Source organism: Allorhizocola rhizosphaerae (assembly GCF_003426775.1).
In the GTDB taxonomy this organism is placed as follows: domain Bacteria; phylum Actinomycetota; class Actinomycetes; order Mycobacteriales; family Micromonosporaceae; genus Allorhizocola; species Allorhizocola rhizosphaerae.
In genome coordinates, this window is record NZ_QJUG01000092.1 from 14,662 (window position 1) to 31,217 (window position 16,556).

Annotated in this window: 13 protein-coding genes; 6 read left to right on the forward strand and 7 right to left on the reverse strand. The window is 68.2% G+C overall.

Annotation, left to right across the window (positions count from 1 at the left end; genetic code table 11):
• The first annotated feature begins 76 nt into the window (after nt 1-76).
• The 3 genes from DM816_RS20740 (at nt 77) to DM816_RS20750 (ending at nt 2,742) form a co-directional block, all read left to right on the forward strand.
• Entirely contained in the window at nt 77-919 is an 843-nt protein-coding gene (locus DM816_RS20740; RefSeq protein ID WP_117211991.1) for an SGNH/GDSL hydrolase family protein, read from the forward strand.
• A 73-nt stretch (nt 920-992) separates the two neighbouring features.
• Complete coding sequence (locus tag DM816_RS20745) at nt 993-2,126, forward strand: serine hydrolase domain-containing protein (protein ID WP_117212003.1); 1,134 nt, start codon at nt 993-995, stop codon at nt 2,124-2,126.
• Between the two features lie 121 nt (nt 2,127-2,247).
• A complete protein-coding gene (locus DM816_RS20750; protein ID WP_117211992.1) occupies nt 2,248-2,742 on the forward strand; it encodes a hypothetical protein in 495 nt (164 codons plus the stop codon).
• Nucleotides 2,743-2,810: 68 nt separating this feature from the next.
• On the opposite strand, the gene DM816_RS20755 is transcribed toward DM816_RS20750, so the two are convergent.
• From DM816_RS20755 to DM816_RS20765, 3 genes are all read right to left on the reverse strand, one after another.
• Nucleotides 2,811-4,415, reverse strand: coding sequence for a peroxidase family protein (locus DM816_RS20755; protein WP_162907662.1), 1,605 nt, complete (start codon nt 4,413-4,415; stop codon nt 2,811-2,813).
• Between the two features lie 140 nt (nt 4,416-4,555).
• On the reverse strand, nt 4,556-5,806 hold the full coding sequence (locus tag DM816_RS20760; RefSeq protein WP_246002081.1) for an RICIN domain-containing protein: 1,251 nt from the start codon (nt 5,804-5,806) through the stop codon (nt 4,556-4,558).
• 35 nt (nt 5,807-5,841) lie between these two features.
• The gene (locus DM816_RS20765; protein ID WP_117212004.1) at nt 5,842-7,050 is read right to left on the reverse strand and encodes an amidase domain-containing protein; all 1,209 of its coding nucleotides are present in this window, start codon (nt 7,048-7,050) and stop codon (nt 5,842-5,844) included.
• Nucleotides 7,051-7,276: 226 nt separating this feature from the next.
• On the opposite strand from DM816_RS20765, the gene DM816_RS20770 reads away from it, so the two are divergent.
• Together DM816_RS20770 and DM816_RS20775 are read left to right on the forward strand one after the other, a co-directional pair.
• Nucleotides 7,277-8,455: a cytochrome P450 gene (locus DM816_RS20770; protein WP_162907663.1), complete on the forward strand. Its 1,179-nt coding sequence runs from the start codon at nt 7,277-7,279 to the stop codon at nt 8,453-8,455.
• Nucleotides 8,456-8,581: 126 nt separating this feature from the next.
• Complete coding sequence (locus DM816_RS20775; RefSeq protein WP_117211996.1) at nt 8,582-10,393, forward strand: VWD domain-containing protein; 1,812 nt, start codon at nt 8,582-8,584, stop codon at nt 10,391-10,393.
• 41 nt (nt 10,394-10,434) lie between these two features.
• On the opposite strand, the gene DM816_RS20780 is transcribed toward DM816_RS20775, so the two are convergent.
• The 4 genes from DM816_RS20780 to DM816_RS20800 form a co-directional block, all read right to left on the reverse strand.
• Nucleotides 10,435-11,088: a DivIVA domain-containing protein gene (locus tag DM816_RS20780; protein ID WP_117211997.1), complete on the reverse strand. Its 654-nt coding sequence runs from the start codon at nt 11,086-11,088 to the stop codon at nt 10,435-10,437.
• 222 nt (nt 11,089-11,310) lie between these two features.
• On the reverse strand, nt 11,311-12,699 hold the full coding sequence (locus DM816_RS20785) for a pyridoxal phosphate-dependent decarboxylase family protein (RefSeq protein WP_117211998.1): 1,389 nt from the start codon (nt 12,697-12,699) through the stop codon (nt 11,311-11,313).
• A 593-nt stretch (nt 12,700-13,292) separates the two neighbouring features.
• The gene (locus DM816_RS20795; protein ID WP_117212000.1) at nt 13,293-13,745 is read right to left on the reverse strand and encodes a hypothetical protein; all 453 of its coding nucleotides are present in this window, start codon (nt 13,743-13,745) and stop codon (nt 13,293-13,295) included.
• 578 nt (nt 13,746-14,323) lie between these two features.
• Nucleotides 14,324-15,340 (reverse strand): LacI family DNA-binding transcriptional regulator, encoded by a 1,017-nt coding sequence (locus DM816_RS20800; RefSeq protein WP_117212001.1) that lies wholly within the window; start codon nt 15,338-15,340, stop codon nt 14,324-14,326.
• A gap of 246 nt (nt 15,341-15,586) precedes the next feature.
• On the opposite strand from DM816_RS20800, the gene DM816_RS20805 reads away from it, so the two are divergent.
• Nucleotides 15,587-16,556 (forward strand): glycoside hydrolase family 43 protein (locus tag DM816_RS20805; protein WP_162907664.1); only part of this gene is annotated, 970 nt, incomplete at its 3' end.

Sequence of the window (16,556 nt, forward strand, 5' to 3'; positions counted from 1 at the left end):
GCGGGAATCGCGGCTTCCCATCGCATTGACAGCGGTCCATTATAGTGCTCAACCCCCGAACTTTTCAGGAGGCTCGATGGACCCCAGAACCGCGCGGCTGGCGCTTGCCACCGCGGCAACCCTCCTTGTCTCCACGCTCGCCCTGGCGCCGCCCGCACACGCCGCCGGCGAGGTCTATGTGGCCCTGGGCGACTCGTCCGCGGCCGGGCCCGGCATCCTGCCCCAGCTCACGCTCGACCCGTGCTGGCGTTCAGCCCGCAACTACCCCCACGTGGCGGCGTCGCTGCTGGGCGTCGCGGTGCTGCGCGACGTCACCTGCAGCGGGGCCAAGACCGACCACATGACGCAGTCGCAAAGCGGCGTGCCCCCGCAGTTCGACGCGCTCACACCGGACACGACGCTCGTCACGCTCTCCATCGGGGGCAACGACACAAGCCTGATCGCGCTGGGCGAGTCATGTGTGCGGCTCAACCCGTTCGACCGGCCGTGCTATTACGACAACGTCGTGGATGGCGTGGACCTGGTGAACCAGCGCATCGACGCGTACGCGCCGAAGCTGCGGGCCGTGCTGGCGGGCATCCGGGCACGTGCTCCGCAGGCGCGGGTTTTCGTTGTGGGGTATGGGCTTTACGTGCGGCGCAACGGGTGCTGGCCGGTACAGCCGCTGTTGCCGATCGACGCCAATTACGTGCAATCCAAGGTGGACTATCTGAACCAGCTCACGGCGCGTGAGGCGGCAGCGGCCGGAGCGACCTATGTGGACATCCGCACCCCGGGCGCCGGGCATGACACGTGTGCCTTGGCGACCGACCGATGGCTGGAGGGCTTCGTGCCCACGTCCATCGCCGCGCCGTTGCACCCCAACGCGAACGGCATGCGCGCGTTCGGCCACATCGTCGCCGCGGCAGCCGCGGCATAGTCGCGATGTATATGGGCGGCATATGGTCGCACCATCGGCCGCCCATCCCACCCCGCCGGTACAACTGGCGTACATGACGACTCGACGATCCATGCTCGCACTCGCCGGTGCTGTCCCGTTCGTCGCCTGCAGCGCCAGCCCGGCTCAGCACGGGCGCATCCCCGACGACCTCAAGCCCGGCGGCGCGCTGGACCGGTTCATCGCCGAGCGCGCCGCCGCCGACGCTTTCTCCGGCACGGTCCTGCTGACCCATCGCGGGCGTCCGGTCCTGCACCGCTGGCACGGCATGGCGAACAAGCAACTGTCCATTCCCAACGGTCCAGACACGATATTCGCGCTGGCGTCGGTGACGAAGCTGTTCACCTCGGTCGCCATCGCGCAACTGGCACAGCGCCGCCGGCTGTCCTTTCAGGACAAGGTCGGTGCGCACCTGCCCTCCTTCCCGGCCGAGACGGCCGATCGCGTGACCATCCACCATCTGCTGACGCACTCCTCCGGGTTGGGCGACCACCATCAGTCTCCGGGATTCTGGGAGCAAGCCGCCACGTGGACGACGGTGGAGCAGGTCATGTCCGGGATCACCGGGATCATCCGGGAGATGCGACCCGCGTTCGTGCCGGGATCCGCCTCGCAGTACAGCAATTCGGGATTCCACCTGCTCGGCGAGATCGTCGCCGCGGCGTCCGGGCAGTCCTATTACGACTATGTGCGGGACAACATCTTCCGCCCGGCCGGCATGGCGAGCACCGGCTTCTACACCAGACCGCAGCGGCGCGACGACCCGCGCATCGCCCGGCCCTACGCCAAACAGCCGTCGGGCGACCGGGTGGACATCGTCGACCGGGGCCTGTTCATCGGCACACCCGCCGGTGACGCACTGTCCACATGCGCCGATATGCAGCGCTTCGCGGCGGCGCTGCTGGGCGAGCGGCTGCTCGACCGCTCGCACACCCGCATCATGCTCGCGCCGAAGTTCCCGTTGCCGGCCTCGTTCACGGCGTTCCAGGCATACGGGCCCATTGCCGCTTTCCCCGGCGGTCAGCTCACGCTCGGCCACGGCGGCGGTTCGCCGGGCGCTTCGACCACTTTGGACACGTTCCCCGACAGCGAATGGAACGTGGTGATGCTGAGCAACTATGAGATGGGAACCGTGCAGCCACCCGCTGCCATGGCGCGCCGCCTGATCACAAGCCCTACCAAGGCGTAGCACCGCTTCTGTCGCAAAGTAGCCAATCATGTTCATAAATTGGATGCATGTAAATACATTCCTCGCAGGGTTCCTGACCGGAACGCAAGCATTACACCTCAACGAAGGGCGGGGAAAGTACGTGAGCATCTCCAAGCTGCGCAACAGGCTGGCCGGCATCACCGCGGCCACCGTGCTCCTGGCCGGAATCGGGCTTGTCGCCACCACAAGCGGCGCCGCCGCGAGCAAGGGGCCGGACGCCATCACAGGCGCAGCGGCAGCGCCGGGCGTGCAGAGCCCGAGCGTCCAGATCCTCGGCACCTGGTTCCTGACCACCGACTGGGGCTGCGACGGCAGCATCACCGGCTCGTTCACCCAGACGTTCAACGCGGACGGCACGTGGAGCGGCGCGAGCCACAATGGACGGTGGTTCCAGGTCGGCAACGTCATCGTCTGGAGCTACAACACCGCGGCCGGCCTGCAATACGCGGGCAACGTCTCCGGCAGCTGGATCTCGGGCGTGCAGGGCTACACGAACGGCACCGCCATCGCTCCCGGATGCTTCGGTGGCCGGGTGAACGGCGTCGCCTCCGTCGGCGAGACCGACAGCAAGGTGGACCCGGCGATCGGTAAATAACAACTGAATATTTTCCGGTACGGGCCGCCCTGCCCGCCAAGCGGGGCGGCCCACACCGTGCGCGTGCCCTACTGGCCGCGGCTCGCGGGATCAACCCGCGCCCAGCGCAGCAGGTCGGTCAGCTTGAAGTCGCCGGGCGTCTGGCTCGGCAGCGAAGGCCGGAAACCCGAGTTGAGGTAGGAAAATTCGTCCATGCGCAGCAGGCCGATGAGCGTCTCGGCGACGATGCGGCCGCCGACCGGGCCGAGCCGCAGCCCGTCGTTGAACACCGACGCCTCGCGCAGCACGTAGTACCACAGCGGGGTGCTCGCATCCAGACCCAGGCCGTAGGGCCGAAGTTCCGGGAACGAGGCCGAGCCGAGCACCGGCGAGCCGGTGGCCGCGGCGATCCGCTGGCCGGATGGCAACGACCAGGTCAGATGGCGCAGCAGGTTGCGCTGGGGCAGGGAGACGGGCGGGTCACCGCTCGCGATGGCCTGCAGGGGAAGACGGAACAGGGGGGTGGAGATGCTGGTGTCGATGCGCTTGTTGGGCCGCACGTGCTGGGTCTGATCCCCGCCGAAGTCGAAGAACGTCTGCCAGCCGATGAACCTGCGGCGCGCACGTCTGCGCCCGCGCAGATCGATCGGGTCGCTCTGCGACTCCCCCGCCGGGTCGAAAATGAACCCGAAAAACGGTGCCGGCGCGCCGTTGGCGTCGCGGTCGCCGAGCAGGTTGGCCCGGTAGGAGGGGCGGACCAGCGAGTGGCCCATGCGGTACACGCCGGTCTGGAACTCGACCGGCATCGTGGGACGGCTGAAGCGGTACCACCTGAGTCCGTTGCGCAGGATGTCGTCGACCAGGGCCCGGCCGCAGATCTGCGGGAGGAACTCGTTCACCACAATCCATTGGTAGTGGTGGATGATGGTGCGCCGCGAATGGAACCACACGTCGCCAGCCAGGTTGTTGGCCCGCCGGAAGTCCACGGTCCGGTTGTGCGCCAACAGGAACGCGGCGTGCAGCCCGGAGATCATCATGTTCTCGTCGTTGCGCGGGTCCGCGATGATCGCGGTCTGGCTGCTCGTGCGCGGCAGGTCCTCGAACAGGCCGCCGCTTTCGATCCGGAACTTGGCCCGGTCGGCGGAGCTGTACAGCTGGGGGCTCGCCGAGGGTCCGCCGCCGTACACGGAGTCCAGGTCGAGCCGGGTGTCCCGGGTGTTGCTCGTGGCCGTCGGCTCGGTGACCACGCCCAGCGGCGACTGCGCGTCGAACGTGACATCGTGGTCGATGAACTGGCCGACGAATGTGGTGCCCGCGGTCATGCCGGTGAGCAGGTTGTCGCGGTTGTTGGGGCTCAGCTCGGGGTTGGTGATGAGCCGGATCGGGCCCTCGTGCAGCGGATCCCTCGCGTCGAGGAGCCCGCCGAGCTTGCCGATGTCGTTCATCGCCGCCCGCACGGCCGAGGACGTGGGGTTGGCGAACGCCGGCAGCTCGAACATCCGGCTGAATCTCGGATCCGGCGCGGCCGTGACCACCGGACCCTCCACTTGCGACGCTCGTGCCTCGACGTCGTTCAGGACGACCGCACCTGCGACGCCCGCCCCGACACCGCCGATGAACCGGCGCCGGCTGAACCTCCCTCGTCGTCCCGTGGGTGGGGGTTGTGCTTGGGCCATGACTGCCTCCAGTGGCAAATGGCAAATCTGCGCGCGATGCACGCGACAGGGTGTGCCCCGGTAGTCTGAAATAGACTGGCGCCACTGGGAAAGACCCCAAGGGTCGACTAGAGCAACCCTTGGGGCCCCCAAATTGTTCGGTCCGACATTCCGGTGAGCTAGGCGGGAAGCGTCCAGCGCTGGTTCATGTCCGCTCGGCAGTCCCAGATCTGCAACGGGATGTCATCGTTCACGCCGTTGTATCTGGCGTCGAGACACCGCCCGGACTGTGGGTTGCGCAATGCCCCGTTGGGTGCGGCCTCCCATCTCTGGGCGCCGCTGCCGTTGCAGTCCCACAGGTGAATCCGAGTGCCGTTGACGGTTCCCGAACTGACGACATCCAGGCACTTGCCAAGGGCGCTCAGCGTGCCGTCGCGCCACGTCCATCGTTGCGCATTGGTACCGTTGCAGCCCCACAGCTGGATCCGCGTGCCGTTGCCGGTGCCGGAGTTGGCAACGTCTATGCACTTGCCGTCCAGCCCGGTGATCGCACCGACCGGGTAGGACGGGCCGCTCCTGATCAGGAACTCGCTGTTGGCGACATTCCAGTGGGTGGCGAGGTAGGTTCCCGCGGCCGGGCTGGTGTGGAAATAGTCGTCACCGTTGCAGTCGAGCTGATATTTCATGCCGGCGCAGATCTGCCGCACGTTCTCCGGATGGGATCCGGTGTCGTCATAGCACATGACGTCGCGCTGATCCCAGCAGTGACCGCCGCCGCCGTTGCCATGCGGCGCGCCGGCCCCGACCGCCCCCAGGACGTGGAGGAGTTCGTGGCCCAGGAAGTCCCATCCCCCCCAGCAGCCCGAGCTCAGCACCGCATAGTGCGGCCCGCTATTGATCGGGTTGTCCGGGCCCGGCCGCTCGTCGTCGGTGCCCGCGGCGGCGCAGCCCGCCTCCGTCGATTCGGCCCACACCACATACTTGCGATCCACCCGGTTGTAGCCGGCGTTTCGCAGCGCGAGAGCGATCGACCCGAACCGGGGCAGGGCGAAGGACGGGACGGGCACCTGGTCAACGGTGGGCCGGCAATCCGGGCCCGTGACATAGCGGACGTGCCGCACGCCGCCGCCCAGGCGCCGGGCCGCCTCCACGAACGCGTCATCGGTGTCGGAGGCATAACTTTGGAACGTGCCGACGATCTGGGTGTATCGGCTGGGTTGGTCGTCGCCGTGGACGTAGAGGAGTTGGACCCGCTTGCCGGTCACGCCGTCTCCATCACAGACCACGGGCCGGGGAGCCGCGTGGGCGTTCATGGTGATCGGTGTCCGCGTGCCGATCGACGGTAGTCTGCTGTCGTCGGCGAACGGCCGGTCGGGCTGGGCTGCCGCTGAGGGCGCGGCGATCAGGCTCAGGAAAAGCAGGGCTGCCATTGATACGGCACGCAACATGTTGGAGTTCCCCCTCATCAGCGGGTGTCCATGAAGTAGTAGACGCCGCCGAAACTGGGGTTTCCGCGCGCCCGAACCTTCTCGACGACGGCTCCCATCGAGATATTGAGCTGATCGACGGTGTGGTAGCTGACGAAGATTCCCTCCCAGTCCCACGGGTCGAGCAGTGCGGTGATGAACATGGAGTGGTCAAGGTGCTGGTCGGTGCCCGGGGCCCCGCTGGCGTTGTCCCAGTCCGCGAAGATGGCGTCTCCTTGCCTGGCCGGCTCGTTGGCGTAAGGCCTCAGGCGCTGCGAGTAGTACCAGCCGAAGGCGGCGAGTTCGTGTGAAATCGGCCAGGTCCGGCTGTCCGTCGGGTAGATGCTCGGATAATTGATCCACCACTTGTCGGGACCATCCGGCTCGTTGATCGAACCGACGTTGGTCCAGCCCCCGTTGCGGAAGATCTGCGACAGGAAGTTGGCACAGTCGTTGCCGTAGACGTTGTATTCGAACAGGTTTCGGTCCTTGGCCCAGCGCTTGGCGTAGTCGACTGCGGCCTGCCGGTTGAACGGCGCGGCGGGCGTCAGCTGATCGGTGGCGGCGCGGGGCTTGCGCGGCCCGTCCGGCGTCGCCGCCACCATGCCGGCCGGAATCCCAGGCCCGGTTGGCTTCTCCTGCCGTGCGGGTGGGTCACTCTTCTGAGCATTGACGTACGGAATGGGGTCCAGGGCATCCTGCGGAAGGCGCAGCACGTCGGCCGATAACAGCCACGCGCCACCCGAGCGGTCGAACCGCAGCGTGTGGCCGAGCCGATAGCTCGTGGCGCTCGGCGCGTCGGCCGAGCGTCCCCTGGCCGCCAGATACAGGTCGGTCGTCTCGGTCAGCCGCAACTCGGCGACGCCTCCGGCGACCGTGGTCTCGGCGTGCTCGATGGTGACCTGGGCGTGGCTGAACTCCGTCAGTGTGGCGGCGAACCTCGCCCGCAGCCGGTCCAACTCGGCGGTCTCGGCGGCGATCCGCTGCGAGAACGCCCGCGCGGCTCCGACTCCGGTGAGCACCGCCCGGTTCGCGGCGTCGAGCGGTACGAAGCCGGCGGTGACACGCGTGGCGCGGTCATGGAGATACCGGTGAGCCAGCGCGGTCAGCACCTCGTGATCAGACTGTGCCGACGCGCCGGCGGATGTCGCCGGCCAAGGCGCCAGCAACGCCACGATGACCGTGGCAAGTCCCCATCGTTGTCTCATTGTCAACCTCACGCCAATCTCCCTCCGTGGTGGCGAGTCGACTCGGTGGCCGCCCTTGACAGCAGCGGCCGAGTTGCCCGACCCACACTTCCACCGGCGCCATGGGCGGCAAACCCTTTGCACCCTGCCTAAAACCCCCGGGATCTGCCGGACAGGTGGACTCTTTGGGTGTCGGACATCCGTCGCTTCGCTACCCGGCCACGCGGGTAGCGGCTGTAATCGACGCGTGACGATCTCGGCGGCAGAAAGTGCTTTCGCGCAACGATTCTCCTCACCCGACGCGCTGGGGCGCACGCTCGCGGCGATCGGGCAGCGGGAGCCGGTGGTGTTCGATGAGCTGATGAACGCGCCGGTGGTGTTGCGGCACAGGGATGTGACCGCCGCGCTGCGCGACACGGCGACGTTCAGCACACGGTTTTACGGCATGGGCCCGATGCACGGGGCGATGGTCTCGCTTGACGGGGCGGATCACCAACGCCTGCGGCGCATACACAACCGCTTCTTCAGCGCCAGCGCGAGCGCGAAATATGCCCAGGCCGTCGCGCCCATCGCCGAACGCACCTTCGGCCGGCTCGCCACGATGGGCGAGGTCGAGCTGATCGAGCAGGCTATCGCCCGGTACCCGATGGAGGTCTTTCTCACTCTCCTTGGTATCCCGAACGAGCTGGGCGATCAGGGTCTGGCGTGGGTGCGCGCGATCGTGACGATGCTGGGCTCGCCGATGGACGAGGCCGCGACCGGCCCCGGGCTCAAGGCATATGCCCAGTTGAGCGAGTACACGTCCGGTCTGGTCGAGCGGGAGCGGCACACCGGCGGCGACAACATGCTGGGCGAGATCATCCGGGCGTTCGAGGCGGAGGACGCCTATTCTGCCGAAGCCGTCACGGCATCGGTGGTGAGCCTGCTGCTGGGCGGGCTGGAGACCACGATCCAGATGATGTCGGCGACGGTCTCCGCGCTGCTGCTGCACCCGGACGCGCTGGCACGGGTGCGGGCGGACAGCCGCCTGACCGAGGCCGCGATCGACGAGGCGTTCCGGTGGGCCAACCCGTCGGCGGGGCTCTACCGCCTGATCATGCGCGACACCGAGATCGCCGGGACCGCCCTTGCCGCCGGCAGCATGGTGTACCTGTGCGTCGCCTCCGCGCACTACGACGAGGACGTCTATGCCGACCCGGGCACGTTCCAGCTGGACCGGCGCGCCGGCGCGCATCTGGGCTTCGGCCTCGGCCCGCATTTCTGCGTCGGCGCCCCGCTGGCCCGCATCGAGGTCGTCGCGGCCCTGACCACGCTGCTTGCCGCCTGCCCCGGCCTGCGCCTGGACCCGAGCGCGCAACTGAGCTTCTACTACGGCGCACGTGGTTTCGTCCAGCACGGCACGGATGCCCTGCCGGTGCTGACGTAACCCGCGCGGGCTTCGCAGTTCCTCCGCGATTCGTTCGCAGATCGTTCGACGCGACCTGCGCACGGCAAGGATGACTTCATCGATGAGCGGGCGTCCCCGCCCGACTGTCCGAAATGGAGTCAGCCGATGTCAACGCGAAGAACAACGCACAGGTTGGTTGGTGCCACGGTACTGGCGGTGTTGCTGTCGGTGGGCGCGCAGGCCGGCACGGCACAGAGCGCGCCTCCGACGGAGGCGAACCTGAAGGCGTGGGAGACGAAACTCGCGCAAGTCTCGCACCCGTCCGCCAACGGATGCTTCACCGCGAACTACCCGCAACTAACGTGGCACGAGACCAAGTGCGTGTCCACGCCGTCGACCCCGATGGCGCCAAAGCGCAGACTGCGGCCGCTGGTCGTGGGCAATGGCAACTCCATCTCGGCGCAGTCGCCGGGCGGGAACATCACCGAGGCGTTCGGCTCGTTCGAGAACATCATGAACGTGACGAGCGAGAGCTCGCCCACCACCGAGTTCGGGGCGCCGGTCGCCAACGCCTATTCGCTCCAGCTCAACACCAACTTCTTCACGAGCGCGGCGTGTGCCGGTTCGCCCAACCCGGGATGCCAGGGCTGGGAGCAGTTCGTGTTTTCCAACGACGGCGCCAGCGGAAGCGTGTTCATCCAGTATTGGCTGCTGCGCTACAACGCCGCTTGCCCGGACGCGACGTGGTTCACGTTCTCCTTCGCGGGCGACCCGGACATCTACTGTTACAAGAACAGTCCGGGGGCCGTGAGGGTACCCAACCAGCCGATCACCAACCTGGGCAATCTCCGGCTGTCCGGCCATGTGACCACGACCAGCGACAGCGTCATACTGCTCGTGGGAGGCACGGCCTACAGCACGCCCGGATCCAACGCCGTCGGCGCCGCCGCGGGTTGGACCAAGGCCGAGTTCAATGTGTTCGGCTTCGCCTACGGCCACGCGGCCACCTTCAACCCCGGCGCGTCGCTCAACGTCCGCACGAGAATCCACTACGGCGGCACGGCAGCGCCGATCTGTGCGGCCGAGGGCTTCACGGGTGAGACCAACAACCTCAACTTCGGCACGCCCAGGCCGGCCTTCACTCCGCCGGGACCGGCCGTCATCTTCCTGGAGAACACGGCCGGTGGTGCGGTGACCAACTGCGCGGCGGCCGCGGTGATCGGTGACACCCATCAACACACGTTCGGCGGTCTGCTGTATGACTTCCAGGCCTCGGGAGACTTTGTCGAGGCACAGGTCGGCAGCTCGTTCGAGGTGCAGACCCGCAAGGTGTCCGGCGCGCCGACCTGGCCGAACACGTCGGTCAACCAGTCGGTGGCCACGCGGATGGGCAGCACCAGGGTGGCGCTGTGCGACGGGCAGCGGCTTGTCGTGGATGGACAGTCCGCCGAACTCCCGTCCGGCAAGTCGCTGTCGCTGCCGTCCGGAGTGGACATCCATCGCGTCGGCAACGTGTATTTCGTCAGCGACCAGACCGGCAACAGCATCCGCGTCACCGTCAACAGTGGCTACATCGATATGTCGGTCGGCCTCGGGACGTGGCCGGTGCGGGTGCGCGGTCTGCTGGGCAACCCCGACAACAAGCCCGACGCGCTCGAAGCCAGAGACGGCACCCGGTTCACCGTACCCATCTCGTTCGAGGACCTGTATCGCAAGTTCGGCGAGAGCTGGCGGGTCTCTCCAATGAGGACACTGCTCGCGCTGTGCGCGCCGGTCGCCTCCGGCAACCCGGCAGAGCCGTTCCTCGCCCGCGACCTCGACCCTGAGCTGCGCCAGCGGGCACAGAACGTCTGCCTGCAGGCCAAGGTCGCGCAGGAGTGGCTCGACACCTGCACCCTGGACGTCGCGGTGCTCGGCGAGAAGGCCGCCGCGACCTATGTCGGCATGGCGCCACCGGTGCTGGACGGCAACCGGTAAACCGACTGAGGATGGCCCGCCAAACGGCCGGCCATCCTCAGCTATGGCAAGTCGTCGGCGTTGGCGAGGGCCGCCGCGGGCTTGGGCGGCTTGACCTCGACGCCGAGCTGCTTGAGCTGCTTTTGCATGAACGAGGCGAGCCGCGAGCGGTAGTCCTGGTCGAACTGCTCAAGCGACTCGATCTGCTCGCGCAGGGCGTCGCGCCGGGTTTCGAGCGTGCCGACGATGTCCTCGTATTGCTGGCGGGCGTCGTGCTCCAGCTCGTCGGCGTTGGCCTGGGCCGCCTTGACGATCTGCTCGGCCTTGGCCCGCGCGTCGGTCAGGGTCTTCTCGGCCTCCCGCCGCACGAGGTCGGCTCCGGCCTTGGCGTCGCGTGTGGTCTCTTCGGCGCCGGCCCTGGCGTCGGCCAGCACCTTTTCGGCCTCGCGCCGCACGCCCTCGGCTATGTCCTGCGCGTCGCCCACGATCTCCTGGGCCTGGGCGCGCGCCTCGGCGCGGATCCGGTCGCCCTCCCGCTGCGCGCTGGCGATGTGTTCGTCGGCCGTGCGCCGGGCGAGCACGAGCACCTGCAGTGCCTGCCGCTCGGCCTCCGGGTCGGCGAGGGTGTGGGTGTGCTCCTCGGCGGGCAGTTCGGCGTCGGCGGCCGTCCCACCGAACAGCCCTTTGACACGGCCTCTTAACCGGCTGTCGGACACCCCAACGACCCCCTAAACGAACCCCTGTCGAACCCTGGCGATGATGTCACTGCGCGCGTCATCATCCCCGACCCCGTACTCGCACCGCAAGGTTGGGCCGGTCGAGATCGGACGGACGCGGGCATTTGGCACGTTGGCGGTTGCCGCCTCATGGTGTGCCGCCGTGCCGCGCGGGAAAAACGCCATCCTGGCAAAAGCCATTGCGCGAGTTTGCCGGCAGATTCAGCGCGGCGTCGCGAGTGCGGCCCGGCGCACGGCTTCCACCGACGCGACCACATCGGCGGCGTCGGTGGACCAGTTGCTCACCGACACCCGCAGCACATCGCGGTCGCGCCATTTAGACCCGGACATCCATGCGGTACCGTCGGCGAGCAGCGCCGCCGTGACGGCCCGCGTGCGGTCGTCGTCCTCGAACGCCACGCAGACCTGGGTGAAGTCCACGTCATTGAGCACCCGCGCGCCCTCGATGGCGGAAATGCCCTCGGCAAGGGCGCGAGCGTGCGCGACCAGACCCTCCACCAATCGCGCGACCCCGTCGCGGCCCAGCGAGCGCAGCGCGGCCCACACCGGCACGCCTCGCGCCCGGCGCGAGAGCTCCGGCACCTTCTCGAACGGGTCGGCCGGACCGGTCGCGTCGGCCGGGTTGATCAGATAGCTCGCGTGCACGCCCATCGCGGCCCGCATCGACTCGCGGCGCGCGACGATCGCGATGCCGCTGTCATAGGGCACGTTCAATGTCTTGTGCGCGTCGGTGGCCCACGAGTCGGCGCCCGCGCAACCGTCCGTCAAATGGCGCAGCTTCGGCGACACGGCCGCCCACAACCCGAACGCGCCGTCGACGTGCACCCACGCGCCGTGCTCGTGCGCCAACGCGACGCACTCGGCGAACGGATCGAACGCTCCAGAGTGGACATTGCCCGCTTGCAGGCACACGATCGTTGGCCCCTCGCCCAACGCGGCCGCCAGCGCGCCCGGCCGGATGCGGCCCTGCTCGTCGACATCCACGTCGATCGGGGCACCCAGGCCCAGGTAGCGCAGCGCCAGATCGAGCGTGTCGTGGCGCTCCCGCCCCACCACGACCCGCACCCGTGGGCCGCCCGCCAACCCGTTCGCCGACACGTCCCAGCCCGCCCGCGCCAGCACATGATGCCGCCCGGCGGCCAGCCCGGTGAAGTTGGCCATCGTCGCACCGGTCACGAACCCGACGTCGCAAGTGGACGGTAGGCCCAGCAGATCCAGCAGCCATGCGCCGGCCGCCTCCTCGACCGCCGCCGTCGCCGGGGTCGGGAAGCGCATCGCCGAGTTCTGATCCCACGCGCTCACCAGCCAGTCGGCGGCCATCGCGGCGGGCAGCGTGCCGCCGATGACCCAGCCGAAGAACCGGCCCGACGGCATGGCCATCAAGCCCGGCTCCACCAGCTCGGCCAGCAGGTCCACCACCTCGGCCGGATCGGTGGGCCCGGCCGGCAGCTCGCCGCCGAGGCCCGGCAAGAGCTCGTCGGCGCTCGCCCGCGGCGGCACCGGCCGATCGGGCAGCGTGCCCAGCCACTGCCGCGCATGCGCTACGGCCCGCCCGAGCGCCTCGTCGTAGGCGTGTTTGTCGAAGCTCACGCCTCCAGCCTACGTTCGAAGATCACCCCGGGCACGGCATCTGCGGCATCGCGGGCCCGCCCGCGTCACCCAATTTTCGAGCCGCTCCCGGCCGCCGAGGTATTGCCGAAGCACCTCCGGCACGTAGATGGAACCGCCGGGCTGAACATGGTTTCCAGCACGGCAAGGGGCCGATGAAAGAATGGAGTTCGGGGTTGGTGAGGCCGGTACAGGCCGTTGCGGTGTCCTGGCCGGAGATGTTGACAGTTTGCTCGCTGTAGGTGAGGCCTGGACTGAAGTCGACGTAGTTCTCACCGACGCACGTCATCACAGTGGTGGAGGCATGGGCTGGATTGGCAGGCATCGTGACCGACAGGCAAACCAAGGCCAGAACCGTCAGTGTTCTCGGGGTGTTCAGCATATTGATGCTCTCCTCAGCGCGGCGCTGGTGGAAAGTCTACTCAAATCAATTGGCAAATGACGATATGACCGGGGTAAGAGGCCGCCCCGTTGGATGGTCGTGGCGTGCGGCAACATGCCTGCTCTGTGGTCGAGGATGTGCAGCACGAGCACGTCGACGGCCGGGGCCCGCTTGGCCGTGTCTTGCCCGTCTCTCAAAACTCGGCGCACTGCCCGCTGGCCGGTCCCACGACCGAGTTGGGGAGGCCGTTGTCCGCTGGGGACGGACTGTTGCCCGTGCACTGCAGCGGGCCGGCAATCATGTTGGACACGACCTCGATCGGCGTGATTCCGGTCGTGTTGCCGGTCAGCCGGACCGGGCCGACCACCAACGCGTCCAAGACCGCCGCACGCCCGGTCGTGCCGTCGATGGTGACCGGGCCGAGCAGGCGCCCGCCCAACAGCTGCACGGTCAGCGCTCCATTCGCCGACACCGGGCCTATGATGTCGGCTCCGGTGGCGATCCGTCCCGCTCCCGGCCGCACCGTGACCGGGCCGAGAATGCGTGCCTCCTCGGCGAGGCAGGTGACGCCGGACTCGATGGTGAGCCGCCCGATCCGGGTGCCGGTGATCGTAGTGTCGCAACCGACGGCGTCGAAGATTTGCACTTCCTTATTCCTGTATCGAACCCGCGCGCGTGAATACGAGAATCCGCACCCGTTGCGCGGTCACGGCCGGGAAGGTCACCGTGTTGAGGCTGGGCTGCGGCAGCTGCGTCGCCAAGTCGACCCAACGGGTGCCGTCATGTGCCTGTACCACATAGGAAGCCGGTGGCCGATAAGTATTGCCCGACCCATTCGATTGGGTGTTGTAGGCTTGTCGCTGAAGAAGAACAGCTTCACCGAGTCGAATGTGGACGGGGCGCCGACGTCGACTTCCGGCCAGTCCTGGGCGTTGGGTGGGCCCTGGGTGCCCCAGATGGTGTTGGCCCCCAGATAGGTGCACTGCTGAGTGGGCAGCCCGCTGACGGTGAATCCGTCCACCGCATTCTCCGGCGGGGTCACGCGCACCGGGGGGCGAGGTCGTCGTGAACGATGCCGTCACGGCCTGCCACGCGCCTGATTCCGAGTCCAGCCCGTCTCGCGGTCCAAGTCGACTCCGGTCTTGGCGAACATGTCCGTTACACGGGCGTCTTCGGCCAGACTGACTTCCGGGGCCTCCTGCTGCACGGCCTTTCGAGCCGGCCCTAGAGTCCCGGCGGGGCGGCCGCACTGTCGCGGATCACGAGCTCGGTGGCGAGTTCGACGCGCGGGCTTTCGATCCGCTCCCCTCGCCCCAGGCGCAGCACGGTGCGCGCGGCCAGCAGACCCATCTCGGCCAGCGGCTGGCGCACCGTCGTGAGTGGAGGCGAACACCAGCGCACCTCGGGCAGGTCGTCGAAGCCGACCACGCTGATGTCGTCGGGCACGCGCAGGCCGCGCTGGCGTACCGCCTCATAGACGCCAAGCGCCATCTGGTCGCTTGAGGCGAAGATGGCCGTCGGCGGCTCGGGCCGGGCCAGCATGGCCGAGCCGCCCGCGAACCCTGCCTCATGGTAGAAGTTGCCCATGTAGATGAGCTTGTCGTGGATGCGCAGCCCGGCCGCGGCCATCGCCGTGCGGTAGCCGTCGAGCCGGGCGCGGCTGCACATCAGCTGCGGCGGGCCGGCAATGAAACCGATGCGCAGGTGCCCGAGCCCGATCAGATATTCGGTGGCCCGCAGCGCGCCCACCCAGTTGGTCGCCCCGATCGTCGGTGCCTCCTGCGGCGGGACACCGGCCGGGTCCACAATCACCACCGGGATGTTGAGCCTGCGCAACTCCTCCTGCAGCGGGGGCTCCAAAGTGGACGTGACGAAGATGACGCCGCCGGTGCCACGCGAGCGCATGTTGTTGAACCACTGCTTGGCCGATGACGAGCGCCGGTGGATCGCCGAGACGACGGTGCCGACGCTGGCCGCGTGGGCCACGTCCTCCACGCCTCGGATGATCTCCACGGCCCACGGGCTGTCCAGGTCATTGAAGACCAGGTCGATCAGTCCCGAGCTGGGCCGCCCGCTGGGCGGGCGCCGGCGGTACCCGTGCTTGGCCAGCAGCCGTTCGACGCGTTCGCGCGTCTGGGCCGACACGTCCGAGCGCCCGTTGACGACCCGCGACACGGTCGGTACCGACACGCCCGCCAGGCGGGCGATCGCGGCGATGGTCACCTTGGGCGTCTGGTCCATGGTCGGTCCCCTATGCCTTTGTCCACTCCACCGGTCAGGCCGCCGACGCGTTCCGAAATTTTTCGGAAGCGTTCCGAAAGTTTTTACTTGATGGCGGGCACGTTACGACGCGTGAATCACTTCGGTCAAGGGCTGCCCTGATCGGTATAGGGTTGTTTCGGAGCGGCGCGGAGGACTACCCTTCCGATTCAGATTCCGGAAGAGTGCCGGAAGAGTCCCGGAACTACCCGGCCGGAGGAGCTCGAGATGTCGACCGATATCGCAGAAGTGGCCATCGCCGCCCGCTCGATCCAAAATCCCGTGCTCAGCGGATTTCATCCAGATCCATCAATTCTGCGCGTGGGCGACGACTACTACCTGGCCACGTCGACCTTCGAGTGGTATCCGGGGGTGCGCGTGCACCACTCGCGCGACCTGGTGCACTGGCGCGCGCTCGGCGGCATCATCAACGAGCGCCGCCTGCTCGACCTGCGGGGCTGCGGCGACTCCAACGGCGTGTGGGCCCCCGATCTGTCCTATGTGGACGGCGAGTTCTACCTCGTCTACAGCGATGTGGCGAGCTTCTCCAGCGGCTACTGGGACCCGCAGAACTATCTGATCACCGCGCCGAGCATCGACGGGCCGTGGTCCGACCCGGTCCCGCTGCACGCGCACGGCTTCGACGCGTCACTGTTCCACGACGCCGACGGCACGAGCTGGCTGCTGGCCCTGAGCGCCGACTGGCGACCCGGCCGCGACCGCTTCGGCGGCATCGAGATCCAGCGCTACGATCGCCAGAAACGCAAGCTCATCGGCGATCCCAAAATCATCTTCAGCGGGACGGAGGCCGGCCTCACCGAGGGCCCCCACCTCTACCGGCACGACGGGTGGTACTACCTGCTCACCGCAGAGGGCGGCACCAGCTGGGAGCACCAGGCGACCGTCGCCCGGTCGCGCAGCCTGTTCGGGCCCTACGAGGTCGACCCGGCCGGGCCCCTGCTCACCTCGCACGGCAAGCCCGACCTGCGCCTGCAGAAGGCCGGCCACGGCAGCCTCGTGCGCACCCAGACCGGCCAGTGGTACCTGGCCCACCTCGTGGCCCGCCCCTACTCCCCGCTGGGCAACTGCGTGCTCGGCCGCGAGACCGCGCTGCAGATCGTCGACTGGCCGGCCGGCGGCTGGCCGCGCATCGCGGGCGGCGTGCCCGCCGACGAGGTGCCGGCGCCCGACCTGCCCG